This window comes from Microbacterium lacticum (assembly GCF_006716815.1).
In the GTDB taxonomy this organism is placed as follows: domain Bacteria; phylum Actinomycetota; class Actinomycetes; order Actinomycetales; family Microbacteriaceae; genus Microbacterium; species Microbacterium lacticum.
Window position 1 is genome coordinate 49654 of record NZ_VFPS01000004.1, and the last position, 25354, is coordinate 75007.

Annotated in this window: 22 protein-coding genes and 1 pseudogene; 11 read left to right on the forward strand and 12 right to left on the reverse strand. The window is 72.0% G+C overall.

From position 1 onward, the window contains the following. Positions 1 to 3: 3 nt before the first annotated feature. Together FHX68_RS11575 and FHX68_RS11580 are read right to left on the reverse strand one after the other, a co-directional pair. Complete coding sequence (locus FHX68_RS11575; protein ID WP_141380573.1) at positions 4 to 1989, reverse strand: YhgE/Pip domain-containing protein; 1986 nt, start codon at positions 1987 to 1989, stop codon at positions 4 to 6. After that, the gene (locus tag FHX68_RS11580; protein WP_141380574.1) at positions 1986 to 4925 is read right to left on the reverse strand and encodes an efflux RND transporter permease subunit; all 2940 of its coding nucleotides are present in this window, start codon (positions 4923 to 4925) and stop codon (positions 1986 to 1988) included. Before FHX68_RS11580 ends, FHX68_RS11575 begins: the two co-directional genes overlap by 4 nt. Positions 4926 to 5089: 164 nt before the next feature. Here FHX68_RS11580 and FHX68_RS11585 point away from each other — a divergent pair, with 164 nt between their 5' ends. Continuing rightward, a complete protein-coding gene (locus FHX68_RS11585) occupies positions 5090 to 5728 on the forward strand; it encodes a TetR/AcrR family transcriptional regulator (protein WP_141380575.1) in 639 nt (212 codons plus the stop codon). Between the two features lie 9 nt (positions 5729 to 5737). Here the strand turns inward: FHX68_RS11585 and FHX68_RS11590 are convergent, their stop codons facing one another. Next, positions 5738 to 6817 (reverse strand): NADH:flavin oxidoreductase/NADH oxidase, encoded by a 1080-nt coding sequence (locus FHX68_RS11590; protein ID WP_141380576.1) that lies wholly within the window; start codon positions 6815 to 6817, stop codon positions 5738 to 5740. Between the two features lie 40 nt (positions 6818 to 6857). On the opposite strand from FHX68_RS11590, the gene FHX68_RS11595 reads away from it, so the two are divergent. The 4 genes from FHX68_RS11595 to FHX68_RS11610 are packed head-to-tail and all read left to right on the forward strand — an operon-like array spanning position 6858 to position 10200. Next, positions 6858 to 7748, forward strand: coding sequence for an ADP-dependent NAD(P)H-hydrate dehydratase (locus FHX68_RS11595; RefSeq protein WP_141380577.1), 891 nt, complete (start codon positions 6858 to 6860; stop codon positions 7746 to 7748). A 50-nt stretch (positions 7749 to 7798) separates the two neighbouring features. Next, positions 7799 to 9037, forward strand: a complete 1239-nt coding sequence (locus FHX68_RS11600; protein WP_141380578.1) for a DUF2029 domain-containing protein — start codon at positions 7799 to 7801, stop codon at positions 9035 to 9037. Between the two features lie 54 nt (positions 9038 to 9091). Continuing rightward, entirely contained in the window at positions 9092 to 9445 is a 354-nt protein-coding gene (locus tag FHX68_RS11605) for a thiamine-binding protein (protein WP_141380579.1), read from the forward strand. A 38-nt stretch (positions 9446 to 9483) separates the two neighbouring features. Beyond that, on the forward strand, positions 9484 to 10200 hold the full coding sequence (locus FHX68_RS11610) for an MFS transporter (RefSeq protein ID WP_141380580.1): 717 nt from the start codon (positions 9484 to 9486) through the stop codon (positions 10198 to 10200). Between the two features lie 2 nt (positions 10201 to 10202). Here FHX68_RS11610 and metX read toward each other — a convergent pair whose 3' ends face one another. Both metX and FHX68_RS11620 read right to left on the reverse strand, forming a co-directional pair. Continuing rightward, positions 10203 to 11405, reverse strand: a complete 1203-nt coding sequence (gene metX, locus FHX68_RS11615; protein WP_141380581.1) for a homoserine O-acetyltransferase MetX — start codon at positions 11403 to 11405, stop codon at positions 10203 to 10205. A 206-nt stretch (positions 11406 to 11611) separates the two neighbouring features. Then, positions 11612 to 12934, reverse strand: a complete 1323-nt coding sequence (locus tag FHX68_RS11620) for a bifunctional o-acetylhomoserine/o-acetylserine sulfhydrylase (protein ID WP_141380582.1) — start codon at positions 12932 to 12934, stop codon at positions 11612 to 11614. A 231-nt stretch (positions 12935 to 13165) separates the two neighbouring features. Between FHX68_RS11620 and FHX68_RS11625 the strand changes: the two are divergent. From FHX68_RS11625 to FHX68_RS11655, 6 genes and pseudogenes are all read left to right on the forward strand, one after another. Beyond that, positions 13166 to 14519 (forward strand): annotated as a pseudogene (locus FHX68_RS11625) (ISL3 family transposase). 95 nt (positions 14520 to 14614) lie between these two features. Beyond that, entirely contained in the window at positions 14615 to 15589 is a 975-nt protein-coding gene (locus FHX68_RS11630; protein ID WP_141920004.1) for an IS481 family transposase, read from the forward strand. A gap of 50 nt (positions 15590 to 15639) precedes the next feature. Continuing rightward, entirely contained in the window at positions 15640 to 16419 is a 780-nt protein-coding gene (locus tag FHX68_RS11635; protein ID WP_174799185.1) for an SDR family oxidoreductase, read from the forward strand. Positions 16420 to 16700: 281 nt separating this feature from the next. Beyond that, entirely contained in the window at positions 16701 to 17228 is a 528-nt protein-coding gene (locus FHX68_RS11645) for a phosphoribosyltransferase (protein WP_141381247.1), read from the forward strand. Further along, positions 17228 to 17953, forward strand: coding sequence for a uracil-DNA glycosylase (locus FHX68_RS11650; protein WP_141381246.1), 726 nt, complete (start codon positions 17228 to 17230; stop codon positions 17951 to 17953). Before FHX68_RS11645 ends, FHX68_RS11650 begins: the two co-directional genes overlap by 1 nt. A gap of 5 nt (positions 17954 to 17958) precedes the next feature. Continuing rightward, the gene (locus FHX68_RS11655; protein WP_141381245.1) at positions 17959 to 18588 is read left to right on the forward strand and encodes a GNAT family N-acetyltransferase; all 630 of its coding nucleotides are present in this window, start codon (positions 17959 to 17961) and stop codon (positions 18586 to 18588) included. A 25-nt stretch (positions 18589 to 18613) separates the two neighbouring features. On the opposite strand, the gene FHX68_RS11660 is transcribed toward FHX68_RS11655, so the two are convergent. The 7 genes from FHX68_RS11660 to FHX68_RS11690 all read right to left on the reverse strand — a co-directional run bounded on the left by FHX68_RS11660 (position 18614) and on the right by FHX68_RS11690 (position 25186). After that, complete coding sequence (locus FHX68_RS11660; protein WP_141381244.1) at positions 18614 to 18982, reverse strand: protealysin inhibitor emfourin; 369 nt, start codon at positions 18980 to 18982, stop codon at positions 18614 to 18616. Then, entirely contained in the window at positions 18966 to 20030 is a 1065-nt protein-coding gene (locus FHX68_RS11665) for a M4 family metallopeptidase (RefSeq protein WP_141381243.1), read from the reverse strand. Before FHX68_RS11665 ends, FHX68_RS11660 begins: the two co-directional genes overlap by 17 nt. Before the next feature lie 160 nt (positions 20031 to 20190). Continuing rightward, positions 20191 to 20937, reverse strand: coding sequence for an ABC transporter ATP-binding protein (locus tag FHX68_RS11670; protein ID WP_229661565.1), 747 nt, complete (start codon positions 20935 to 20937; stop codon positions 20191 to 20193). A 77-nt stretch (positions 20938 to 21014) separates the two neighbouring features. Next, the gene (locus FHX68_RS11675; RefSeq protein WP_141381241.1) at positions 21015 to 21803 is read right to left on the reverse strand and encodes an ABC transporter ATP-binding protein; all 789 of its coding nucleotides are present in this window, start codon (positions 21801 to 21803) and stop codon (positions 21015 to 21017) included. Continuing rightward, a complete protein-coding gene (locus FHX68_RS11680; protein ID WP_141381240.1) occupies positions 21800 to 22717 on the reverse strand; it encodes an ABC transporter permease in 918 nt (305 codons plus the stop codon). The genes FHX68_RS11675 and FHX68_RS11680 overlap by 4 nt, the downstream gene beginning before the upstream one ends. Beyond that, positions 22717 to 23667, reverse strand: a complete 951-nt coding sequence (locus FHX68_RS11685; RefSeq protein ID WP_141381239.1) for an ABC transporter permease — start codon at positions 23665 to 23667, stop codon at positions 22717 to 22719. Before FHX68_RS11685 ends, FHX68_RS11680 begins: the two co-directional genes overlap by 1 nt. A 7-nt stretch (positions 23668 to 23674) precedes the next feature. Continuing rightward, positions 23675 to 25186 (reverse strand): ABC transporter substrate-binding protein, encoded by a 1512-nt coding sequence (locus FHX68_RS11690; RefSeq protein ID WP_141381238.1) that lies wholly within the window; start codon positions 25184 to 25186, stop codon positions 23675 to 23677. Positions 25187 to 25354 lie beyond the last annotated feature (168 nt).

The following is a 25354-nucleotide window of genomic DNA, read 5'->3' on the forward strand; positions in this document are numbered from 1 at the left end:
TGGCTACGCCAGCGCGGGGGCGGGCTGCAGCAGCGTCGATGCCTTCGCCGTGCGGCGGCGCGCCACGGCGATGATGGTCACGACGACGGCGAGCGCGGCCCACACGATCAGGCCGGCGAGGCCCGCGCCGAGGCCTCCCGCCGAGGTGAGGGCAGAGAGCATCGCGGTGTACGACGGCGTCGTCGGCATGAGCCCGGCGATGGCGGAGAGGACGCCCGGCACCGTCGAGACGATGCCCGTCGCGACGGCCAGCACCCCGATGAGCGCCGAGATCCAGCGCCCGGCGCCGCCGAACACCGCCACGAGCGCCTGATTGACGGCGGCGAACGCGATGCCGGCGACGACCGCCACGCCGGCGAAGGTCCACCATGCGCCCCAGTCGTACCCGGCGGCGAACTGGACGACCGCTGCGACCAACAGACCCTGGACGGCGCCGATCGCGGCGGCGGGGGCGAGCGCGCGCAGCGCGAGCAGCCCCGACGACCGGCGCGAGCTGAGCGCGTACCGCGGCACCGCCTGCAGCGCGACGAACGAGCCGAGCGCGCCGAACCACAGCGCGAGCGTCGCGAGCAGCGGAATCGCCGATGCGCCGAACAGGTTCGTCGACGTCCCCTCGGCCTGCACGGGGTCCGCGACGACCGACGCGAGGTCGCTCGCCTGCTCATCGGTGTACGACGGCAGCGACGTGGATGCCTGGGTGAGCCCGTCGGCGAGCGACGCCGTACCCATGCTCAGCTGCGTCACACCGCCGGAGAGCTGCGTGGCACCGTCGGCGAGCTGCGTCGCGCCCGTCGAGAGCTGGCCTGCGCCCGAAGCGAGCCCGGTCGCGCCGGTCGCGGACGCGTCGATGCCGTCGGCGATCGTGCCGAGCCCGGTCTGCAGCCCCGACGCGCCCGCCGTGAGCTGATCGATGCCCGCCGCGGTCTTGCCGAGCCCCTGCTGCACGCCGGCCGCGTACCCGGCCGAGTATCCGGCGTTCGTCGCGGCGTCCGTCACGCCGTCGGCGAGCTGCCCGAGCGCCAGGCATACCGCACCCTCCTCGGGCGTGGTCGGCGTCGCCGGCGGGATGCAGTTGTTCGCGGTGAGAAGCCCCTGGTAGGTGCCCGCCAGCTTCTGCGTCGACGTCGCCGCCGCATTCGCGTACGAGACGTTCGTCGCCGCCGCTCCGCCGAGCGTGTCGGGGGCGGTCGCGGTCAGCTGCCCCGACACGGTGCCGAGCCCCGCCGCGAGCTGGCCGGCGCCGCCCGCGGACTGACGGGTGCCGTCGGCGAGCTGGGTGAGGCCGCCCGAGAGCTCCGTCGCCCCCTCGCCGAGCTGGGTGGCACCGCTCGCGAGCGCCGTCGCCCCGGCCGGGAGCTGCGCGGCGCCGGCGGAGGCCTGCGCGGCACCGTCGGCGAGCTGGTGGGCGCCGCTCGCCGCCTCGCCGAGTTTGTCGCCGAGCGTCGTGAACCCGAGAAAGACGTTCTCGAGGTAGGTGCTCGACAGCTGCTGACCGAGGACGGATGCCGCGGCCTGCGCCATCTGCGAGGTGATCGCGTCGTCGACGATGAGGCTGTCGGGCGAGGTCTGCGTCGAGATCGTCGCCTTTTCGGGGGTCGTGCCCGAGCCGTCGGAGGCGTCCGCCGTCGAGGTCGCGGCGGCCGAGAAGTTCGCCGGGATCGTGATCACGGCGTCGTACGTACCGTCGGCGAGGCCCGCGGCAGCGTCGTCGGTGTTCGAGATCGTCCAGTCGAGGTTCGAGGGCAGATCGTCCGACCCCTCGACGAGCCCGGCGGCGAGCTGCCGGCCGAGGGGCACGAGCTGCCCGTTCACCGTGACGGGCTCGTCGTTGTTCACGATCGCGGCGCGCATGCCGTCGAGGCGCTCGACCGGGTTGTAAAGGGCCGCGACGAGGATGCCCCCGATGACGACCGGCAGCAGCAGCACGCCGAGCAGGGTCAGCCAGGTCACGGGGCGGCGCGAACGTGCGCGCTCGAGGGGGAGGGTCATGAGATCACCTGCGTGGACGAAGTCGTGGGCGACGAAGAGGAGAGGGATGCCGGGGCGGATATCGCAACGGTGAGCGCGAGCGCGCGGACGCCCGGGCGCCGCGCGTCGGCGAGCAGATCGAGCGCGGCGCCCTCGCGGCGCGCCGAGGCGATGATCGTGAGCGGGCGTGGTGAACCGCCGCGACGGGAGCGAGACGAGGCGGCGCGCTCCGCCGCGTCGCGCAACAGTGCGGATGCCTGGTCGCGGTCGGCCCCCGTGAGCGTGTCGAGACCGTCGATCGCGACGAGCGTCGCCCGGCCCGAGAGCGCCCGGCGCAGTTCGCGCAGCGGGTCGGCGGCGCCGTCGAGGAGCGCGACGCCGACGTGCGCGCGCACCCACGCCGCGCGGCCGGGCAGCAGGTGCCCGGCGACCCGCAGTCGCCCGGCGCTCGGGTCGATGCGGCCCGCCACCATGAGGACGAACGCGCGGGCGGCGCGGGCGTCGGCCGCGGTGACGACGAGCGTCTCGCCGTCGTCGAGTCGCACGCTCGCGCCCGCGAAGAGCTCGACGTCGCCGCTGCCGCGACCGCCGTCGACCGTTACGCCGACGCCGTCGGCGACGAGGGGCGCGGTGCAGCCTGGTTCGGGCCAGTCAGCGAGGGCGAGTTCCCGCTCGACGGCCTCGCCTTCGATGTCGAAGTGCGGCAGCACGCGGTCGAGCCAGAGAGGCATCCACCACGCCTTGTCGCCGAGGAGGGCCATGACGGCGGGGACGAGCGTCATGCGGACGACGAACGCGTCGACCGCGATGCCCACGGCGAGGCCCAGCGCGATGGGCTTGATCGCCGTGTCGCCTTCGGGCACGAACGCCGCGAAGACGGCGAACATGATGACGGCGGCCGCGGTCACGACGCGCGCCGAGGCGGTGAAGCCGCTGCGCACTGCGCCGATCGCGAGCGCCCGGGCGCTGTACGGCTCGCCGGATGCCTTCGCCGCGCGCCGCGCGTGCACGAAGTCTTCGCGCATGCGCGAGACGAGGAAGACCTCGTAGTCCATCGCGAGGCCGAACAGGACCCCCATGAGGATGATCGGCATGAACGAGATCACCGGGCCCGTCCGCGTGACGTGCAGCGCGTCAGCGAACCAGCCCCACTCGAACACCGCGGCCACGACGCCGAACGCCGCGAGGATCGACAGGAGGTAGCCGACCGTCGCCTTCAGCGGCACCCAGATCGAGCGGAACACGACCATCAGCAGGATGAACGAGAGCCCGACGACGAACAGGCCGAACGGCAGCAGCGCCGCGCCGAGGCGGTCGGAGATGTCGATCGCGATCGCCGTGAACCCCGTGACCTTGAGGTCGACGCCATACTTCTCGAGCCATTCGTCGTGGTGCGAGCGCAGCTCCCGCACGAGGTCGGCGGTCGCCGGGTCGTCGGGTGCCGTCTCGGGGACGATCTGCACGAGCCCTGTGTCGGCGGTCTCGTTGGGCGTCGCGAGGGCGACCTCCTTGACGCCGGGAATCTGCTCGACCTCGGCCTTGAGGTCCGCCATGAGGCCCAGCGGGTCGGTCGAGGTGACGATGGTGCCGGTGAGGATCAGCGGCCCGTTGGCGCCCGCGCCGAAGTGCTCGGCGGTGAGGTCGTACGTCTGCCGTGCCTCGCTCGAGGTGGGCTGCATGCCGGCGTTCGGCAGGGCCAGCTGCAGGCTCGCCGCGGGGATCGCGACGACGCCGATCATCACGACGACCGCGATCGTCGTGATGATCGGGTGCCTCGTCACGAGCATGACCCAGCGGTTCGTCCTCGGCGTCGAGCCTGTCGAGGCGGACACAGGGGCCGAGGCGGACTCGGTGGCCGCTGCCGTCGCGCCCGAGCGCCGCCGCCGGGGCACGGCGACGCCGCGCGAGAGGCCGTAGCCCCAGCCCGCGACGCGGGCCTTCGCGAAGCCGAGCAGGGCGGGGGTGAGCGTCACGGCGACGAGCACGGCGACGGCGACGGCGACGGCCGCCGCGATGCCCATGGTCGTCAGGAACGGGATGCCGGCGAAGCCGAGGCCGATCAGGGCGATGAGCACGGTGACGCCGGCGAAGACCACGGCCGAGCCGGCGGTGCCGGTCGCGCGCGCGGCCGACTCTTCGGGCTCGGTGCCCGCGCGCACCTGATCCTGATGTCGCGCCACGATGAACAGGGCGTAGTCGATGCCGACGGCGAGCCCCAGCATGATCGCGAGCATCGGCGTCGTCGACGAGACGGTGGCGAACGCCGTCGACAGGAAGATCAGGGTGATCGCGAGCGCCACGCCGATGAGGGCGCTGACCAGTGGGTACCAGGCGACGACGAGCGAGCGGAAGGTCACGATCAGCACGAACAGCGCCACGATCACGCCGATCACCTCGACGAGTGAGAGGGCGGGCAGCGACGTCGAGAACAGGTCGCCGCCGACGACCACCTGCGAACCCGCGGGCAGGGCGCTCTGCAGGGTCGCCGACTCGTCCTCGAGTGCCGTCTTCGTGGCATCCGGCACGTCGGTCACGGTGCCCTCGAACTGCAGCCTCACGAGGGCCGCCTGAGCGTCGTCGGAGATGTTGCCGGTCACCATGTCGTCGTACGGGTCGGTGACGGCGATCACGCCGTCCAAAGCCTCGAGGCTCGTTACGGCGTCGGAGATCTCACTCCGGTACGGCTCGTCGTCGATGCGGTCGCCGGGGGCGGCCGCGACGACGTACTGCGCGCTCGTGCCGCTCGCCTGCGGGAACGTGCGGTTCAGGATCTGAAGGCCCTCTTCGCCCTCGGTGCCCGGGATCGAGAACGAGTTGTCGAACCCTTTGATGGCGCCGATGGCCATGCCGGCACCGACCGAGCCGCCGACCACGGCGAGCAGCAGCAGCCATCCGACGAGGACGCGCCACGGGTGGCGGTACGACCAGCGGCCGAGGGAGTACAGAAGTGTGGACACGGGCGCTCCGAGACGAATACCAGGATCGGTATCGGGACGAGATCAGACGGCGTCGATACAGAACTGTATCCGATACACAGATGTATCCTAAGAGCGTCGAGCGCCGACAGCCTGTGGAGTCGATGTGAAGATGGGCGAGGCGATCGATACCGAGAGGAGACGTGGTGAGCGACGTGACAACGCACGCCGGCAGCCGCCGTCGTGAGCAGACCCGGGCGCGCCTGCTCGCCGCCGCCCACGAGGTCTTCGCCGAGGTCGGCATGGATGCCGCGTCGGTCGAGATGATCTGCGAGCGCGCCGGCTTCACCCGCGGCGCGTTCTACTCGAACTTCGCCTCGAAGAACGAGCTGTTCCTCGCCCTCATCACCCAGCTCGCCGAGGCGAAGCTCGACGAGGTCGCGGTCCGCGTGCGCGGGCTTCCCGCCGACGCGGTGTCGGACACGCGCAGCCTCGTGCGCCAGGTGGTCGGCGCGTCGCTCGGCGAGCGGATGGAGCCGCAGCTGATCAGCGAGATCCGCACGCAGGCCCTGCGCGACGCAATGCTCGCCGAGGCCTATCTCGCGTGGCAGGGCGCGATGCGCTCGCGCGTCGAGGGCATCATCGCGCACGTCGTGGATGCCTACGGTCTGCGGCTGCGCCTGCCGATCGATGAGGCGGCCCAGCTGCTCGTCGACGTCTCGGACGACACCTGCACCCGCGCGACCATCGAGGGGCGGGGCGCCGCCGAGATCGCCGAACAGATGAACAGCCGGCTCGAGCGCCTCGTCGGCGTGCTCGTCGAGAACCCGCCCGCCGGCGGCTGAGCGCCGCGCTCAGCGCTGCGCGCGCGGCCGCGCGCGCAGGTACTGCACGGGCCAGGGCGCCGCCGCCGGCTCTCCCAGCTCGGTCGCCGCACGCAGGCCGAAGTGCGGGTCGCGCAGCCATTCACGCGCCGCGAGGATCACGTCGGCCTCGCCTGCCTTGAGGATCGTCTCGGCCTGCGGGCCGGACGTGATCTCGCCGACGGCGCCGACCGCGACGCCCGCCGTGCGGCGCACCTCGGCCGCGAGCGGCACCTGGTAGCCGGGGCCCGTCGTGATCTGCTGGTGCGCGACGAGGCCGCCACTCGAGACGTCGAAGAACACCGCGCCACGTTCGGCCGCCCACCCGGCGACGGTCGCGGTCTGCGCGACGTCCCAGCCGCCGTCGGCCCAGTCGCTCGCCGAGAACCGCACCGTCACGGCCGCCTCCGGGGCCGCCGCGCGGACGGCGTCGACGACGCGCAGGAGCAGGCGGGCGCGGTTCTCGAGCGACCCGCCGTACTCGTCGGTGCGCAGGTTCGACAGCGGCGAGAGGAACTGGTGCAGCAGATATCCGTGCGCGGCGTGCACCTCGAGCAGGGTGAACCCCGCCGCGACGGCCCGCGCCGCGGCCGCGGCGAAGGCATCCACCACCGCGTCGATGCCCGCGGCGTCGAGCGCGACGGGCTCGTCAAGCCCCTCGAAGGCGATCGCCGACGGGGCCACCGTCTGCCAGCCGCCGTCCGACGCCGGCACCGTGCCGCGTTTGCCGGTGAGCGGCGACCAGGTCGACGCCTTGCGGCCGGCGTGCGCGAGCTGGATGCCGGGGACGGCGCCGCGCGCGGCGATCGAGGCGGCGATCGGGGCCCAGGCATCCCGCTGCGCGTCGTTCCAGAGCCCCACGTCCTCGGGCGAGATGCGCCCCTCGGGCAGCACGGCGGTCGCCTCGGCGATAACGACGCCCGCCCCGCCCGACGCGAACTGCGCGAGGTGCACGTGGTGCCAGTCGTTCGGCACACCGTCGACAGCCGAGTACTGGCACATCGGGGCGACCCACAGACGGTTGCGGACGGTCAGCCCGCCCAGCTCGATCGGCGTGAACAGCAGGTTCATCGGGGCCTTCCGGGGAGAGTGACGGGGGTAGGGTGACGGCATGGCCATCGAGTGGAGCGCGGAACACGCGGCAGGCGTCCTCGAAAGGCCAACGGCCTCCGACGACAAGTATTCCCGTGGCGTGCTGGGCGTGCGAACGGGCTCGCAGCGCTACCCGGGCGCCGCCGTGCTCGGCGTCGAGGCCGCGCACCGCACGGGCCTCGGCATGGTGCGCTACCTCGGCGACGACCGCTCCACGGCGCTCGTCCTCGCCCGGCGCCCCGAGACGGTCACCGCGGACGGGCGGGTGCAGGCGTGGCTCGCCGGATCGGGGACGGATGCCTCGGAGCGCAGCTCCGCCGAGACGGCCGCCCTGCGCGAGGTGCTCGCGGGTGCGGTGCCCGTCGTCGCCGACGCCGGGGCGCTCGACCTCGTCGCCGACGTGCGCCGCGAGCTCCACGGTGACGACGGGGCCCCGCTCGTCGTGACGCCGCATGACCGCGAGCTCGCGCGCCTGCGGGAGGCGGCGGGGCTCGGCGTGATCGACCTCACGGCGCCGGGCGCCGACCGTGTCGCGGCCGCCGTCGACACCGCGGAGGCCCTGAGGGTGACGGTGCTCTTGAAAGGTGCCCGCACGGTCGTCGCGACCCCAGAGGGCACGGTCCGCACAGTCGAGAGCCCGACGGCGTGGCTCGCCACGGCCGGCACGGGCGACGTGCTCGGCGGCATCCTCGGTGCTCTGGTCGCCGGCGCGGCCGGCCGGGCGGAGCGGGCGGCGGGCGGGGACGCGACGATCGGCACGGAGGAACTCGGTGTGCTCGCCGCGACCGCCGCGTTCGTGCACGGCCGGGCCGCAGCTGCCGCGTCGGCGCAGCGCGGCGGGGGACCCGTCACCGCCCTCGATGTGGCGGACGCCGTGGCATCCGTCGTCGGCGCCCTGCTCGGCGACTGAGCCCTCGCGCCGCCCCGTCCTCACGACACCCGCTCCGTAAGATGGGGAGGATGTCGAGACGGGCTGCGCTGTGGGTCGCGTTCGTGCTCGTGCACGCGCTCATCCTCTGGCTCGGGTTCGCCTATCCGAACGAGCCGATGGGCGACGTCTACCGCGTGTACGAACCGTGGTCGCTGCAGGCGCTCGAGGGGCGCACCATCGTCGGCATCACTGAGCCGTGGGTGTACCCGCAGCTGGCGCTCGTGCCGATGGTGCTCGCCCACGCGTTCGCCCCGATCGCGGGCTACATCGTCGGGTGGGGACTGCTCGTCACGGCACTCGACGCGGTCGCGTTCGCGGTGCTCGTCGGGCGTGGCGTGTCGGTCGGGCGCCGCACGGCGGCGTGGTGCTGGCTCGGGTTCATTGCGCTGCTCGGTCCCGTCGGCCTCTACCGGCTCGAGGCGGTCACCGTGGCGCTGTCGATCGTCGGATGCCTGTGGCTCGTCGGCCGCCCGTGGGCGGGATCGATGCTCCTCGCCGTCGCGACGTGGATGAAGGTGTGGCCCGCGGCGCTCCTGCTCGCCGCGGTGATCGCCGTGCGCTCGGTGCGGCGCGGCGGAGAGATCGTCGCCGGTGCGCTCGTCGTGAGCGCGCTGACCCTCATCGCGGTGGTCCTCGCCGGAGGCGCGGAAGACGCGCTCGGCTTCGTCGGCGAGCAGACGACGCGCGGGCTGCAGGTCGAGTCGCCCGCAGCGATGCCCTACCTCTGGGGCGCCGTGATCGGTGCACCGGGATTCGAGGTCGCCTACTCGCGCGAGCTGCTCACGTTCCAGGTCGCCGGGCCGGCCGTCGACATCGTGGTGGCCGTCATGACCCCCGGCCTCATCGTCGCCATCGCGGGGGTCGCCGTGATCGGTGCCGTGAAGGCCGCGCGCGGGGTCTCGTTCGCCGCGCTGTTCCCGTCCCTGTCCCTCGCGCTTGTCGCCGGCTTCATCGCGCTCAACAAGGTCGGCTCGCCGCAGTACCTCGCCTGGCTCGTCCCGTCGATCGTCATCGGCATCGTGCTGCGGCGCCGGGTGTGGGCGGGGCCGGCGGCGCTCGCCCTCGTCGCCGCTGCGCTCACCCAGCTCGTCTACCCGCTCCTGTACGCCGGCATCCTCAGCCCGGAACCGGTCGCCGTCACGGTGCTGACCCTCCGGAACCTCGTCGTGTGGGCGCTGTTCGTGTGGATGGTGGTGCGCGTCGCACGGCTGCAGGCGCCGGTGCGGCGGCGGAGCCGGGTCGTGGATGCCGTGGCATCCGCCTGCTGACCGTCGTTCGCCGTCCCTCGCTCGTCTCACCCATCGATCACCCTGGAGGTCACCGTGCTCATCGCCTTCTCCGTCGCCCCGAGCGGCGCCCCGTCCGACCCCGAGCGTGCCGGCACCGCCAGCGAGAGCGCCGACGGCTCAGTGCACGACGCCGTCGCTGCCGCCGTCGCGGTCGTCCGCGCGTCGGGGCTGCCGCACCGCACGACCTCGATGTTCACCGAGGTCGAGGGGGAGTGGGACGAGGTGTTCGCCGTCGTCAAATCTGCCACCGAGGCCGTGCTGCCGTTCGGGTCGCGGGTGTCGCTCGTGCTGAAAGCCGACATCCGCCCCGGGCGCACGGGCGAGATCGACGGCAAGATCGAGCGGCTCGAGCGGGCGCTCGGAGCAGGCGAGCCCGACGCGTCCTGACGCGCCGAGGCTCCCGAGGCCGCCGGTAGCATTGCCGGGTGGCCTCCTCGACCAGATCGAAGAGGACGGCGATGATGGCGCTCCTCTCTCTCGCCATCGGCTCCTTCGGCATCGGCATGACCGAGTTCGTCGTGATGGGCCTTCTGCCCCAGACCGCCACCGACCTCCTGCCGGCGCTCTCGGCCACCGATCCCGACACCGCGATCGCCCACACCGGCTGGCTCATCTCGCTCTACGCGCTCGGGGTCGTTGTCGGGGCGCCGACGATCTCGGCATCCGTCGCGAAGTACCCGCGCCACCGCGTCATGCTCGCGCTCGCCGCGGTGCTGACCCTCTTCAACGCACTCACGTTCGTCATGCCCACCTTCGAGCTCGTCGCGGTGTCGCGCTTTCTCGCGGGCCTGCCGCACGGCGCCTACTTCGGGATCGGCGCGCTCGCGGTCGCCGCGGTGCTCATCGCCCTGTTCGTCCCGGCGCACGCGGGCGACCCCGGGCGGACCCTCCGTGCCGAGCTCGGGGTGTTCCACATCCCCCAGGTGTGGCTGACGCTCGCGGTCGGGGCGATCGGCTTCGGCGGGTTCTTCGCCGCCTACAGCTACATCGCGTCGATCGTCACCGGGGTCGTCGGTGCGGCGCTCGCCGCCGCGGGGCTCGTCCTCGCCCTCGTCAGCTTCGGGGTCGAGCGCCGCACGAGCGTGCCGGGTGCGCCGGGTGCGCCGGGTGCGCTCACCGCGGCGGACGTCACCGCCGCCTGAGGTCAGCCCTCGAGCAGCCGCTCGAGGTGTCGGCCCACGGCATCGGTCTCGATGAGGAAGCCGTCGTGGCCGAAGTCGCTCGAGAGCACGACGGTCTCGGCGTCGATCGTCGAACGGATGCCGCGGAAGATGCGCTCCTGGCCGTCGACGGGGAAGAGCCGGTCGCTGTCGATGCCGACGACGAGCGTTCGCGCGGTGACGCGTGCCAAGGCCTCCTCGACCCCGCCGCGGTCGCGGCCGACGTCGTGCGAGTTCATCGCCTCGACGAGAGTGAGGTAGCTGTTCGCGTCGAACCGGCGCGTGAACTTGTTGCCGTGGAAGTCGAGGTAGCTCTCCACGGCGAACCGCCCGCCGCCGCCGAGGGGGCTGACGCCCGACTGCCACGACCGCTGGAAGCGCAGGTTCAGCTCGACGGGGCTGCGGTAGTTCAGCAGCGCCATGCGGCGGGCGAGGGCGAGGCCCCGGTGCGGCCCCTCGCCGTCGGCGGCGTCGTAGTAGTCGCCGCCGCCGAAGTGCGGGTCGATGCGGATCGCTTCGAGCTGCACCGAGTTCAGCGCGATCTGGTCGGCGGTCGTGGTCGGGGGAGCGGCGAGCACGGCGAGACGTTCGACCCGGTCGGGCAGCCCCACGCCCCACTCGAGCGCGTGCATGCCGCCCATCGAGCCGCCGATGACCGCCGCCCATCGGTCGATGCCGAGCCCGTCGGCGAGCAGCGCCTGCGCGGCGACTTGATCGCGCACCGTGACGTAGGGGAAGCGCAGACCCCATTCGCGCCCGTCGGGGCCGATCGAGGCGGGCCCGGTCGAACCCTGGCATCCGCCGAGCATGTTCGGCGCGACGACGAACCAGCGGTCGGTGTCGATCGCGCAGCCCGGGCCCACGATGTCCTGCCACCAGCCGTCGGTGGCGTGCCCCGGGCCCGCCTCGCCGCGCACATGGCTGTCGCCCGTGAGGGCGTGGAGGACGAGCACGGCGTTGTCCCCGGCCGCGTTCAGCTCGCCCCAGGTCTCGTACGCGAGCCGCGCGAAGGGTAGCCGCTCGCCGTTCTCGGTGTGGAACGCCCCGAGCGGCGCGAACCGCCGGCCTCCGGCCGGGTCACCGTCGCGCCACGCCCCGCTCGCGGGCGGGCGGGCGCGCAGGAGGCGCGCGTCGGCCTCGGAGATCGGCGCCGACGGCACCGTGTCTTCAGAGGCCTGCCAGTCCATGGCATCCATTCTCGCGGGTCCGCCGCGCCGGGTGAGTCGTGTTACGCCTCCGCGCGGGAACGGCACGACGGCGGAGCGTCGCCGAGACACGCGGGTGGCGGATGCCACGGGTCGGCGTGTCGGGCGGGATCTCCGCCGTCGTGTTCGGCGCGAACGCGACGGCTCGCGCGGAACGGCAGGTGCGTCAGGTGCCGCGGGATGCCGCGTCAGGCGCGGGCGGCCTCGGCGACCCGGCGCGCGGCGGCGAGGGCCTGCTCGAGGTCGGCCTTGAGGTCCTCGACGTTCTCGAGACCCACCGACAGGCGCACGAGGCCGGGCGTGACGCCGGTCGTGAGCTGCTGCTCGGGGGTGAGCTGCGAGTGCGTGGTGGATGCCGGGTGGATGACCAGCGAGCGCACGTCGCCGATGTTCGCGAGGTGGCTGAACAGCGTCAGCGAGTTGACGAACTCGCGACCCGCCTCGACGCCGCCCTTGAGCTCGAACGAGAGCACCGCGCCGACGCCCTTCGGGGCGTAGCGGTTCGCGGCGGCGTACCACGGCGAGGTCGGCAGCCCCGAGTAGTTGACCGAGGCGATGTCGTCGTGGTTCTCGAGCCACTCGGCGATCTCCTGCGCGTTCTGCACGTGGCGCTCGATGCGGAGCGACAGCGTCTCGATGCCCTGGATGAGCAGCCACGCGCTCTGCGGCGAGATGGCGGCGCCCAGGTCGCGCAGCAGCTGCACGCGTGCCTTGATGACGTAGGCGAGCGGGTCGCCGACCGCCTGCGTGTACACGGCGCCGTGGTACGAGGGGTCGGGCGTGGTGAGGCCGGGGAAGCGCTCGGCGTGCTCGGTCCACGGGAAGGTGCCGCCGTCGACGATGACGCCGCCGATCACGGTGCCGTGGCCGCCGAGGAACTTCGTCGCCGAGTGCACGACGATGTCGGCGCCGTGCTCGAACGGGCGGATGAGGTACGGCGTCGCGATCGTGTTGTCGACGATGAGGGGCACGCCCGCCTCGTGGGCGACGTCGGCGACGGTGCGGATGTCGAGCACATTGATCTTCGGGTTGCCGATCGTCTCGGCGAAGAAGAGCTTCGTGTTCGGCTGTACGGCGCGGCGCCACTCCTCGGCGTCGTCCTGGTTCTCGACGAACGTCACGTCGATGCCGAGCTTGGCGAGCGTGTACTTGAAGAGGTTGTACGTGCCGCCGTAGATCGACGACGACGAGACGATGTGGTCGCCCGCTTGCGCGATGTTCAGCACCGCGAAGGTCTCGGCCGCCTGGCCCGAGGCGACCAGCAGCGCACCCGTGCCGCCCTCGAGCGCGGCGACGCGCTGCTCGACGACATCCTGGGTGGGGTTCTGGATGCGGGTGTAGATGTTGCCGAACTCGGCGAGGGCGAAGAGGTTCGCGGCGTGGTCGGCGTTGTCGAAGACGTAGGAGGTCGTCTGGTAGATCGGGGTCGCGCGGGCCTTCGTGACCGGATCCGGCGCGGCACCGGCGTGGATCTGCGTGGTCTCGAAGCGCCAGTTCTCGGGTGCGGACATGTCGGGCTCCTGCGGGTGTTACGGGTGCGGCGCAGGCGGATGCCGGGGCCACGACCGAGAGTACGGTCCGGGCTCCGTGTCAACAACGACGCGGAAATGTGACGTCACAATCGGGTTCTGCGCATTCTGGGTGGGGTGAGGCGCTCGGGCGTGGCGTGACGGGGTGAGGTGGGTCGAGGCCCGGAGGATCGGTAGCGACCAAGCAACCTGTTCGTCCGGAGACCTCGACCCGTGCCTGATGCTACGCGCTGCGCCGCCGCGCGCCCATGTTCTGCTGTCTACTGTGATCGCTGCGACCTGCTCGTCGGACTCGACGGGCTCCGGGTGGCCGGGGTCGAGCGTCGCGGCGATGGCGTGCTCGTGATCGATGCCGAGTCGCCGCCGGGTCCGGTCGGCTGCCCTGAGTGCGGAGTGGTCGCGGAGTCGGCGGGACGGAAGGTGCTCGTTCTGACGGACGCCCCGATGGGCGGTACTCCGGTTCGGGTCCGGTGGCGCAAGCGCCGCTGGCGGTGTCGCCAGGACGGGTGCGGGGTGCGCTCATTCACGGAGCAGAACCCGGCCGTCGCGGCGGCGAACAAAGCGCTGACGGCTCGCGCGGTGGCGTGGGCGGTGGTGCAGATGCGCCGCGAGAACGCGTCAGTGCGCGGTGTCGCTCGGCAGCTGCGCGTCGCGTGGCCGCACGGTCTGGACGCACGTGGAGGCCGAGTTACAGCGCCGCGAGCAGGACCCTGGCCGGTTCGATGGCGTCGAGGTGCTCGGCGTGGACGAGCACCTGTGGCATCACGTGTCCACGAAGCCCGTCGCCGACGGCGGGCGCGGTCCGAAGGAGCTGACCGGGATGGTCGACCTGACCCGAGACGCCACGGGACGCGTGCGGGCGCGACTGCTGGACCTGGTGCCAGGTCGATCCTCGAAGGCGTACGCAGACTGGATCAAGGAGCGGGACGAGCAGTTCCGTGCCGGGGTGAAGATCGCAGCTCTTGACCCGTTCGCCGGCTACAAGAAGGCCCTCGACGACGAACTCGACGACGCGACCGCGGTGCTGGACGCGTTCCACGTCGTCAAGCTCGGCACCGCCGCGGTTGATGACGTCCGTCGCCGCGTCCAGCAAGACACCCTCGGACATCGCGGCCGCAAGGGAGATCCGCTCTACGGGATCCGCAACATCCTCCGCGCCGGACGGGAGCGCCTCACCGACAGGCAGCGGTCCCGGCTCGACGCGGCGTTCGCGACGAGAGAGGAGCACGTTGAAGTTGAAGTCGCCTGGCACGCCGCCCAGCAGCTCCGCGACGCCTACCGGCACCCCAACCTGGTCGAAGGGCACAAGATCGCCGAGAAGGTTCTCGAATCGTTCCCGTCCTGCCCGATCCCCGAAATCGCCCGCCTCGGCCGCACCCTCACCCAGTGGCGAGCCGCGTTCCTGGCCTACTGGGCGACAGGACGCTCATCCAACGGCGGCACCGAGGCCGTGAACGGGCTCATCGAACTCGCCCGCCGGATCGCCCGCGGCTTCACCAACTACGACAACTACCGGCTCCGCATGCTCCTGATCGCCGGCGGACTTGACCCCCTCACCCCCACCTAGATGTACTGACCCAGATCGTTGTTGACGTAGGAGAGACCTCCGGGGTCGAGTTGGAGCTGTCAAAGTTCTTCAGCTCAAACGCACGGAGGTCTCTCTTGTCTCACGCTAATGCCCGGCTGACTCCGGCCGGCCGGTTGATCATGGTTCAGCGCATCCAGTCGGGGCGTGCGGTCGCGCATGTTGCCGCGGAAATGGGGATCTCCCGCACGACCGCGTGGCGGTGGTGGCGCAGGTTCCGGGAGTGCGGCCCGGCGGGCCTGATCGATCGTTCCAGCGTCGCCCGCTCCCACCCTCGCCAGACCAAAGCGTGCGTGGAGGCGAGGGTGCGGATCATGCGGCACCTCACTCGGCGTGGGCCGGTGTTCATCGCTGACAAGCTCGGCTTGCAGGCCTCAACGGTCGGTAGGGTGTTGCGCCGCCACCACGTGCCGTTGCTGCGGGAGCTGGACCCGGTCACGGGGTCCGTGATCCGCGCGACCCGCCGATCCGCGCAGCGTTACGAGCATGATCATCCCGGGTCCCTGATCCACGTTGATGTGAAGAAACTCGGCCGTATCCCCGACGGCGGCGGATGGCGTCTGCATGGCCGCGGGCAACGTCCTGCGCGCAAGCGGGGCCTGGGTTACGACTACGTGCACACCGTCATCGACGACCATTCCCGAGTTGCTTACGCGGAGATCCACGACGACGAGAAAGGCATCACCGCCGCGGGTGTGCTCGAGCGGGCGATCGCGTTCTACGCGCGCCTCGGCGTCACAGTCGAACGCGTCATCAGCGACAACGCGTTCGCTTACCGCCACTCGGCCGCGTTCAAGGCCGTGGTCGACGCGCACGGCATCCGACAGCGGTTCATCAAACCGCACTGCCCCTGGACCAACGGGAAAGTCGAACGCCTCAACCGCACCCTCGCCACCGAGTGGGCCTACGCCCGCCCCTGGAGCTCGAACGACGACCGAAAAGCAGGGTTGACGACCTGGCTCGACCACTACAACCTAGACAGGCACCACCTCGGCATCGGAGGCAAAACCCCCATCGACCGAATCAACAACGGTCGAGGTCAGTACACCTAGAATGCGCAGAGCCGATAATCGGCGGACGAGTGGACGGGTAGCGTGGGGGCATGACGACGAGGCGTGCTGTGGTGACCGGGGCGAGTTCGGGGATCGGCGAGGCGACGGTGCGGGCCCTGCGGGCTGGCGGATGGGACGTCGTCGGCGTCGCGCGCCGGGCCGAGCGCCTCGCGGCGCTGGATGCCGAGGTGGGCTCCGCCTCGTACGCCGCCGACCTCAGCAGCGAGGCCGACGTCGCAGCGCTCGCCGAGCATCTGGCCCGCACGGGAGATGTGCACGCCCTCGTGCACATCGCGGGCGGGGCGCGCGGGGTCGACCGCGTCGAAGACGGCAAGGCTGAGGACTGGCGGTGGATGTTCGAGGCGAACGTGCTTTCGGCCCAGCTCGTCACGGCGGCGCTCCTCCCGCTCCTCCGGGCGGGGATCCGCGCGGGCGGAGACCACGCCGACACCCTGTACGTGACCTCGACCGCGGCGCAGACCGCGTACCCAGGGGGAGCCGGCTACAACGCGGCGAAGGCGGGCGAGGCGATGCTCGTGCACGCGCTGCGGCTCGAGCTGAACGGCGAGCCGATCCGCGTCACTGAGGTCGCGCCCGGCATGGTCTACACCGAGGAGTTCACCCTCAATCGCCTCGGCGGCGACACGGCGGGCGCCGAGAAGGTCTACGACGGCGTGGAGCAGCCGCTCGTGGCATCCGACGTCGCCGATGTCATCTCCTACGCGCTGAACGCCCCGGGCCACGTGAACCTCGACCTCGTGACCATGCGCCCGGTGGCCCAGTCGGCCCAGCATCTGCTCGCCCGCGGCGCGCTCCGCCCGCGCGACTGACGGCCGAGCGCGGGCGCGGCTCAGGCGGGCGGGGCGTCGGCGAAGGCGACCTTCGGCACGAAGAAGAGCAGGACGGCCGCGAGGAACCCGCCGGCTGCGCAGATCGCCCAGACCGTCAGGCCGCCGTCACCCCGACCGCGGAGGTGCGCAACGACTCGGTCGCGGCGGACAAGGGACTCAGTCTCGACGACGATGACACGGCGTTCAGCATAGGACCCCGGCGGACAGCGTGTGTTTCCGGCGCGCGTCGGCGGGATCACGGAGCGTCTAGGTTGGAGACCGTGACGCACGATGACGCCCCCGCCGACCGCGAGATTCTCACCTGGGCGGGCTTCGGCGACGCGACCCGCGCCCTCTCCCGTGCGATCGTGCAGGACGGCTTCGCCCCCGACGTCGTCGTCGCGATCGCCCGCGGCGGGCTCCTCCCCGCCGGCGCCATCGCGTACGGGCTCGGGGTGAAGAGCTGCGGCGCGCTGAACGTCGAGTTCTACACCGGCATCGGCGCGGTGCTCGACGCGCCCGCGCTCCTGCCGCCCGACCTCGACCTCGGCTACCTGCCCGGCAAGCGCGTGCTGCTCGTCGACGACGTCGCCGACTCGGGGCGCACCCTGGCGCTCGCCGTGACGATGCTGACGGATGCCGGGGCGGAGGTGCGCTCGGTGTGCATCTACACGAAGCCGGGCTCCGTGGCATCCCCCGACTTCTCCTGGCGCGAGACCGACCGCTGGATCGACTTCCCCTGGTCGGCGCGCGGCACGGTCGCCGAGGAGGATGCCGGAGCCGACTCGCACACGGGCGCCAGCGCCTGATGGCGACGACCCTCGAGGAGCTCGCCGCGGCGGGACTCATGGATGCCGGGTGGGCGCGCGCCCTCGCCCCGGTCGCCCCCGACCTCGCGGCGCTCGGTGAGCGGCTCCGTGCAGAGTCGGCCGCGGGCCGGTCGTACCTGCCCTCCGGAAATCGCGTGCTGCGTGCCTTCGCCCGACCGTTCGATGAGGTGCGGGTGCTCATCGTCGGGCAGGACCCCTACCCGACGCCGGGGCATCCCATCGGTCTCTCGTTCGCGGTCGATGCGCACGTACGCCCGCTGCCGCGGAGCCTCGGCAACATCTATCGCGAACTGCACGACGACCTCGGCATCGCGCCCGCGCCGCACGGCGACCTGTCGGCGTGGGGCGATCAGGGCGTCATGCTGCTGAACCGCGTGCTCACGGTCGCGCCTGGCGCTCCGGCATCCCACCGGGGCTGGGGGTGGGAGACCGTGACCGAGCACGCGATCCGCACGCTCGCCGCGCGGGACGCCCCGCTCGTCGCGATCCTGTGGGGGAGGGATGCCGCGAACCTCCGGCCCCTGCTCGGGAGCACCCCGATCATCGAGTCGGCGCACCCCTCTCCGCTGTCGGCGAGCCGTGGGTTCTTCGGGTCGAAGCCGTTCTCGCGCGCGAACGCGCTGCTCGAAGAGCAGGGTGCGGCACCCGTCGACTGGCGCATCGCGCCCGCGGGCGAGCACGACACGGGGGGCGGCGTAGGCTGACCGGCATGCTGGAGGAGGAGTACGAGAAGACGCGTCGGCGCCTGCCCGCGCACCTGCGCCGTACCGAGGCCGAGCGGCCGTTCTCGTACGAGATCCGACCGGTCGAAGACCGCGACGTTCCGGAGATCCGCGAGATCTACAACCACTACGTCACGAACTCGGTCGTCACCTTCGACGAGAAGAAGTGGTCGCTCGCGCAGTGGCGCGAGAAGATCGCCTTCCTCCGCAAGCACGACATGCCATTCCTCGTCGCCGAGTCGCCGACCGGGCAGGTGCTCGGCTACGCGCTCGTGCAGCCGATGTCGTCGAAGTCGGCCTTCCGCTACAGCGTCGAGAACTCGATCTACCTCGGCCACGCCGCGACCGGCAAGGGGCTCGGTCGGGCGCTGCTCGAGGCGCTGATCGAGGCATCCGAGCAGGCCGGCATCCACCAGATGGTCGCCGTCATCAGCGACAAGGGCGCCGAGTCGTCGGTCGCGCTGCACGAGAGGCTCGGGTTCGTCGAGGTCGGACGGATGGGGCGCGTCGGGTTCAAGTTCGGCCGCTGGCTCGGCACGATCTACCTGCAGAAGCAGCTGAAGCCGGTGAAGCGCAAGCGCGGACTGTTCGGGCGCCGCCCGGCCGAGGAGCGCTGACCGGATCCAGGCGGCGCCGTCTGGATCAGTCCGAGGCCTCGCGCGCGGAGGCCTCGCGCACCGCGTCGATCAGCGTGCGCCAGGGGCCGACGGCGTCCGACTCGGCGAGGTCGGCCTGACGCTCCGCGCCGCGCACCCGCGCCGACAGGCGATACGAGAACCGGTCGGCGCCGCGAGGGTTCGACGCCGACCTCGCCGACGCCGAACCGCAGTCATCCCACGGGCAGGCCTCGACGAGCGCGATCCAGGGGCCGGCGTCGGCGGCATCCACGTCGACCGCCCACGTGCGGCGAAGCCCCGCGAATCCGCCCGAGCGCACGACCCTCACGGCGACGGTGGGCTCGTCGCCCGGGGCATCGTCCTCCGTGCGTTGCCGTTCAGTTCCCTCTGCCACCGTTCGTCACGCCGACGGCGTTCCACGCGGTGCGGACGGCGGCGGCCTCCTCCGAGTCCTCACCGTACTCCGCGTGGGCGGTCTGCGTCGTCGCCGCGGCGAACCGCGCGAAGTCCGCGGTGCCGGCGAGAGACCCGCCGGTCAGCGTCAGGTACCAGATGCGTCCCGCGCGCTCCCATGCGTGGCCGCCGAGGGCGGTCGCGACGAGGTGGAAGGCCTTGTTCGGGATGCCCGAGTTGATGTGGACGCCCCCGTTGTCTTCCGTGGTCTCGACGTAGTCGCGCATGTGCGCGGGCTGCGGGTCGCGCCCGAGCACGTCGTCGTCGTAGGCCGTGCCGGGCGCCTTCATCGAGCGGAGAGCCACGCCCTGCACGGCCGGCGTGAAGATCCCCGCGCCGATCAGCCAGGCCGCCTCGGCGGCGCTCTGCCCCTGCACGTGCTGGTCGGTCAGGGCGCCGAACACGTCGGCGATCGATTCGTTGAGCGCGCCCGACTGCCCCTCGTAGTCGAGACCGCCCGAGTGCTCGACGACGCCGTGGCCGAGCTCGTGCGCGATGACGCTGATCGATCCCGTGAACCCCGTGAACACCTCGCCGTCGCCGTCGCCGAATACCATGCGCTCGCCGTTCCAGAACGCGTTGTCGTACTTCTCGCCGTAGTGCACGGTCGCCGCGAGCGTGCCGCCGGCGCCGTCGATGGATGCCCGGTCGAAGGCATCCCACAAGAACGCGAACGTCTCGCCGAGCCCGTCGAATGCCTCGTCGGCGGCCTCGTCGCCGGTCGGCGGGTCGTCCTCGCCCCGCACGCGGCGCCCGGGCAGCGTCTCGCGGTGCTGCGCGTCGGAGGTCACCCGGTCCGGCGCCGGTGACCCCTCGACGACCAGGGCGTCGCCCTCGACCGACACGTCGAGGTTCGCGCGGGTGCGACCCCGGTGGTAGGGGCGGGGCGCGGCGAGGGTCGCCCGCGCGGCCTCGGCGGCGCCGGCGAGGTGCGGCGCGTCGGCGTCGGCGAGCCGGGCCAGCAGGTAGGGAGGGACGATCGCGTGCATGGCGTCACCCTACGCCCCACCCTCCGACACCGGCCCCGACCTCGTCGCCGGCTCGGTCGCAGGACCGGTGGGGCTGCCGTGCGCGTGTCGGCCTCACGAGACGAATCCAGCCCCACCGGTCCGACGACTGGGGGCGCCACGCGGCGCCCGACGGGGCGGTTCAGGTCTGCGAGGGGCCGATGACGGGGATGGATGCCAGCAGCCGCCGCGTGTACGCGACCTGCGGCGCAAGCAGCACCTTCTCGGTCGGGCCCTCCTCGACGATGCGGCCGTCCTTCATGACGATCACGTCGTCGCAGAGGTTCTGCACGACGCCGATGTCGTGCGACACCATCACCAGCGTGAACCCCTGCGTCCGCCGCAGCTCGCGGAGCAGCTCCAGCACCTGCGCGCGCACGGTGACGTCGAGGGCCGACAGCGGCTCGTCGCCGACGAGCAGGCGCGGCCGGTGCACGATCGCCCGGGCGAGGGCGATCCGCTGCCGCTGACCGCCGGAGAACTCGTGCGGGTAGCGGGTCGCCATCTCCGCCTCGAGGCCCACGTCCTCCAGCACCTCGCGCACGCGCGCGCGCCGCTCCGCGCCCGGCGTGAGCACGCCGAGCGCCCAGAGGGGCTCGCCGACGATCCGGCCGACGCTCATGCGCGGGTCGAGCGAGGCGTAGGGGTCTTGGAACACGATCCCCGTCTCGCGCCGCAGCCAGTGCAGCGACCGAGCGCGCGCGCGCGCGTCGACGGGGCGGCCGTCGAAGGCGACGGTGCCCGAGGTCGGGGCATCCAGCCCCAGCAGGATGCGGACGAGGGTCGACTTGCCCGAGCCCGACTCGCCGATGATCCCGAGTGCCGAACCCGTGCGCACGTCGACGTCGGCATCGTCGAGCGCCGTCGTCGTGCGCGAGCGCTCGAACATCCGAGTCCCGCGCTGCCGGAACGTGCGCGAGAGCGCGCGCCCCCGCACGAGCACGTCGTCGTCGGATGCGAGGGGCGTCATGCGAGGCCTCCCGGCTTCCAGAGCGTCGCGGTCGCGTCGCGCAGCAGCCCCTGCGTGATCGGCGAGGCGGGGGCGGTGAGCAGGCGCGACAGCGGTCCGTGCTCGATGACGCGTCCCTCGTCGAGCACGACGGCGTGGGTCGCGACCTGCGAGAGCACGGCCAGGTCGTGCGTGATGAACACGAGCGACATGCCGTCCCGCGCGACGAGACCGTTCAGCAGGTCGAGGATCTCGGCCTGGATCGTCACGTCGAGCGCGGTGGTCGGCTCGTCGGCGATGAGCAGGCGCGGCCGGCAGGCGAGCGCCATCGCGATCGCGACCCGCTGCCGCTGTCCGCCGGAGAGCTGGTGCGGATAGCGCTTCACGATCTGCTCGGGGTCGGGCAGGCGCACCCGCGCGGCCTCGGCGACGGCGCGGCGGGACGCCTCGCGCCGCGAGGCGCCCTCGTGGATGCGGATCGACTCGCCGATCTGCCGTCCGACGGTGCGCACGGGGTTGAGGGCGGTGCGCGGCTCTTGGAAGACGATGCCGATCTCGTCGCCGCGGAGGGTCGCCAGCTCGCGGTCGGGCAGTCCGATCAGCTCGCGGCCGTCCCACCGCACGCTCCCCGAGGCCGTCGCGCCCTCGGGCAGGAGTCCGAGGATCGCGAGCGCGGTGAGCGACTTGCCCGATCCCGACTCGCCGATGAGCCCGACTCGCGCGCCGTCGGGCACGTCGAACGAGACCCCGTCGACGACGCGGCTCCCGTCCAGCTCGACCACGAGATCGCGCACCTCGAGACTCACGAGACCACCGCCGGCTGCGGGATGTCGGAGCGGGTCGTGCGGGTGCGGCGCGAGAGGGTCGGGTCGGTCGCCTCGCGCAGTCCGTCGCCCAGCAGGTTGAGCCCGAGCACCGTCAGCGTGATCGCGAGCCCCGGCCAGACGACGGTGAGCGGATGCACCGAGATGTAGGTCTGCAGGTCTTTCAGGAGGAGCCCCCAGCTCGGCTCGGTCGCCGGCGCGCCGAAGCCGAGGTAGCTGAGGCCCGCCTCGGCGAGCACCGCCACGGCCATGCCCCACGACAGCTGCACGATGAACACCGGTGCGACGTTCGGCAGCAGGTGCCGCCACAGGTTCTGCACGGGCGTGAGGCCCGACGCGCGCCCCGCCAGCACGAAGTCGCTGTGCAGCACGCGGCGGAGCTCGGGCCGCGTGACGCGGGCGATGTTCACGCCGAAGCCGATGCCGACCGACACGATCACGACCCAGAGCGAGCCCCCCCACACAGACGACAGCATCATCGCGATGAGGAGCACCGGGAAGGCGATCAGGATGTCGACGAGCACCGCGACCGACTCGCGCACCCACCGGGTGGTCAGCGCGCCGAGCGCCGCGAGCAGCAGCCCCAGGAGGGTCGCCACGACGCCGGCGCCGAGCGCGACCCACACGGTGGTGCGCGCTCCGGCCATGAGGAGGCTGAGGATGTCGCGCCCCGATCCGTCGGTGCCGAGCAGGTGCGGGATGCCCGGGGCATCCCAACGATTGGCGACGTCGACCCGCTGCGGGTCGAACGGCGTCCAGAACCGTGCGACGAGCGCGGTGAGCGCGGTCACGGCCACGACGATGATGCCGAACCGGCCCGTCGACAGCGACCAGAGCCGCGCGAACCACGAGGGACGGTCGCCGGTGCGACCGGTCTGCGCGCGCCGCCGGACCATCACTCCGCCTCCCGCTGCCGCGGGTCGATGACCCGGTGCACGAGGTCGACGACGAACCCGACGACCAGCACGAACCCGGTGAGCACGAGCAGCTCGCCCTGCACCTTGGGCAGGTCGCGGTTGCCGACGTCGGCGACGAGCATCCGTCCGATGCCGGGCAGGCTGAACAGCTGCTCGATCACGACGGAGCCGACGATGATGCCGGCCACCTGCAGACCGAGCACCGTGATGATCGACAGCCCCACGGTGGGCAGGCCGTGCCGCACGAGCGCCTGATTGCGGGTGAGCCCCTTCGCGGCGGCGGTGCGCACGAAGTCCTGCCCCGTCGCCTGCAGCGTCGCCGAGCGGACGAAGCGCATGAGCATCGCGCCCTCGATCACGCCGATGGTGATCGCGGGGAGCAGCAGCGAGCGGAACGCGAGGCCGGGGTCCGACCACCCGCTGCGCGGGAATCCCTGCGCGGGCAGCCAGCCGAGCCACACCGCGAAGACGACGACGAGCATCATGCCCGCCCACACGACCGGCACGGCGGCGAGGGTCTGCGCGGTGACGTTCAGCGCGGTGCCGTCGGCGTGGCCGCGGCGCATCGCCGAGATCACGCCGAACGGCAACGCGACGAGCATCGCGATCGTCATCGCCATGAGACCGAGCGGGATCGTGACCTGCCCCTTCTGCACGAGCTCGTCGGCGACGGACGATCCGGTGAGCAGCGACGAGCCGAGGTCTCCCTGCAGCACCCCGCCGATCCACGCGGCGTACTGCACCGGCAGCGGGTCGTCGAGGCCCAGCCGGTCGCGGATGGCGGCGACCTGGTCGGGGGTGGAGTTCACCCCGGCGATGAGCTGGGCCACATCGCCGGGGAGAACCCGCAGGGTCATGAAGATGAGCGCACTGGCGACGAACAGGCCCAGCAGCAGCAGGGCCAGCCGCGTCAGCGCGTAGCGGATCACCCGTCTGCTAGCTCTGAGACGTGGCCAGCTCGGCCAGGTTCAAGCGCTCGTTGACGTTGACCGACGGGAAGCCGGTGATGTCGGTGCCGACGGCGACGACGGATGCCCCGTTGTACAGCCAGTCGGCGGCCTGGTCCTCGGCCACGATCTTCGCGGCCTGCTTCAGCAGGTCGGCCGACGTGTCGAGGTCGGTGGCACGCGTCGACTGCGCGTAGAGGTCCTGCACCTTCGGGTTGTCGTAGGTGAAGTAGTAGTCGGGGTTCGCCCAGTTCTCGAAGTCGCGGGCCTCGGTGTGCAGCACGAAGCTCAGCTCGTAGTCCTTGTTCGTGTAGACGTCGCTGATCCAGGTGGGGAACTCCACGTTGTCGACCTTCAGCGTGATGCCGACGTCGTGCAGGTTCGACACGAGGATCTGCGACACGGTCGAGCCGTAGAACGCCGGGATCGTGAGGTTCAGCGTGATGTCCTCGGCGCCCGCCTCGGCGAGGAGCTTCTTGGCTGCGGCCGGGTCGAACGGCGCCGTCGACTCGAGGTCCTCGTAGCCGGGGTCGAGCTCGGGGATCGGACCGTACTGCGTCTGTCCGGCGCCGAGCGCCGCGACGATCGACTCCTTGTCGATGGCCTGACGGATCGCCTGGCGCACGCGCTTGTCGGCGAGCGGCCCCTTCGTCGAGTTCATCGCGAGCACGCCCTTGTCGGTCGACTTGCCGAGCACGAGCGCGAAGTCGCCGTTCGCCTCGACCTGGTCCTTGAGGTTCGCGTCGAACCCGGTCAGCACGTCGAGCTCGCCCGCGAGCGCGCCGCTGAGTGCGGCCTGCGTGTCGGGGATGAAGTCGAGCACGACCTCGGCCGCCTTCGCCTTGTCGCCCCAGTAGGCGTCGTTGCGCTTCAGGGTGATCGAGTCGCCCTGCTTCCAGTCGGCGAGGGCGTAGGGGCCGGTGCCGTTGGCGGCCGTCTTGCGGTCGGTCGTGTCGCCCTCTTTGAAGACGAGCCCGGCGCGGCCGGTGAGGTTCCACAGCAGCGTCGAGTCGGGCTCGCTGAGGGTCAGCACGATGTCCTGCCCGTTCGCGGCGATCGAGCTGACGCGCTCGAGGCGCGCCGAGTCGCGGTACGAGGCGTTGTCCTTGACCTGCTGCAGCGACCACACGACGTCGGCGGGGGTGAGCTCCTCGCCGTTGTGGAAGGTGACGCCCTCGCGCAGGGTGAAGGTGTAGGTGAGGTCGTCGGCCGAGACGTCGTGGCTGGATGCCAGGGTGTCGACGATCTCCTGGTCGGGGGTGCGCGAGACGAGGCCCTGGTACACGTTGTCGATCAGGATCTGGTCGAGCGCGGCGCCCGCGGTCTCGCGGATGTCGAGGTTGCCGGGCTCGGCGACGAGGCGCACCGCGATCGAGGCATCCGGGTCGGCGGACCCGCCCGACGAGGTGGGCGACGGCGACGTGCCGTCGGTGCAGGCGCTGAGCAGCAGGGCGCCGGCCGCGAGGAGCGCGGCAGCAGCGACGGTGGTGCGGCGAAGCATGTGAGGGGGTTCCTTTCGCAGGGCGGACGGGCGCGAATATGCTGTGGGCGCCGGTCCGCAGACTCGAGTGCGCCTTACAGCCTAGGCTCCCGGCGCGGTGCCCCGGTCATGATCGGCCGCGGCGTCGGTCACGATCTGTCACACGGTTCGTCGCGCCCCGTCGCACGG

What these genes read in the sequence shown, in the direction of transcription:
- FHX68_RS11575 (WP_141380573.1), bottom strand. Translation starts at nt 1,989, where the DNA reads ATGACCCTCCCCCTCGAGCGCGCACGTTCGCGCCGCCCCGTGACCTGG.
- FHX68_RS11590 (WP_141380576.1), bottom strand. Translation starts at nt 6,817, where the DNA reads ATGAACCTGCTGTTCACGCCGATCGAGCTGGGCGGGCTGACCGTCCGC.
- FHX68_RS11595 (WP_141380577.1), top strand. Translation starts at nt 6,858, where the DNA reads ATGGCCATCGAGTGGAGCGCGGAACACGCGGCAGGCGTCCTCGAAAGG.
- FHX68_RS11600 (WP_141380578.1), top strand. Translation starts at nt 7,799, where the DNA reads ATGTCGAGACGGGCTGCGCTGTGGGTCGCGTTCGTGCTCGTGCACGCG.
- metX (WP_141380581.1), bottom strand. Translation starts at nt 11,405, where the DNA reads ATGGACTGGCAGGCCTCTGAAGACACGGTGCCGTCGGCGCCGATCTCC.
- FHX68_RS11620 (WP_141380582.1), bottom strand. Translation starts at nt 12,934, where the DNA reads ATGTCCGCACCCGAGAACTGGCGCTTCGAGACCACGCAGATCCACGCC.
- FHX68_RS11635 (WP_174799185.1), top strand. Translation starts at nt 15,640, where the DNA reads ATGACGACGAGGCGTGCTGTGGTGACCGGGGCGAGTTCGGGGATCGGC.
- FHX68_RS11650 (WP_141381246.1), top strand. Translation starts at nt 17,228, where the DNA reads ATGGCGACGACCCTCGAGGAGCTCGCCGCGGCGGGACTCATGGATGCC.
- FHX68_RS11655 (WP_141381245.1), top strand. Translation starts at nt 17,959, where the DNA reads ATGCTGGAGGAGGAGTACGAGAAGACGCGTCGGCGCCTGCCCGCGCAC.
- FHX68_RS11665 (WP_141381243.1), bottom strand. Translation starts at nt 20,030, where the DNA reads ATGCACGCGATCGTCCCTCCCTACCTGCTGGCCCGGCTCGCCGACGCC.
- FHX68_RS11670 (WP_229661565.1), bottom strand. Translation starts at nt 20,937, where the DNA reads ATGTTCGAGCGCTCGCGCACGACGACGGCGCTCGACGATGCCGACGTC.
- FHX68_RS11680 (WP_141381240.1), bottom strand. Translation starts at nt 22,717, where the DNA reads ATGGTCCGGCGGCGCGCGCAGACCGGTCGCACCGGCGACCGTCCCTCG.
- FHX68_RS11690 (WP_141381238.1), bottom strand. Translation starts at nt 25,186, where the DNA reads ATGCTTCGCCGCACCACCGTCGCTGCTGCCGCGCTCCTCGCGGCCGGC.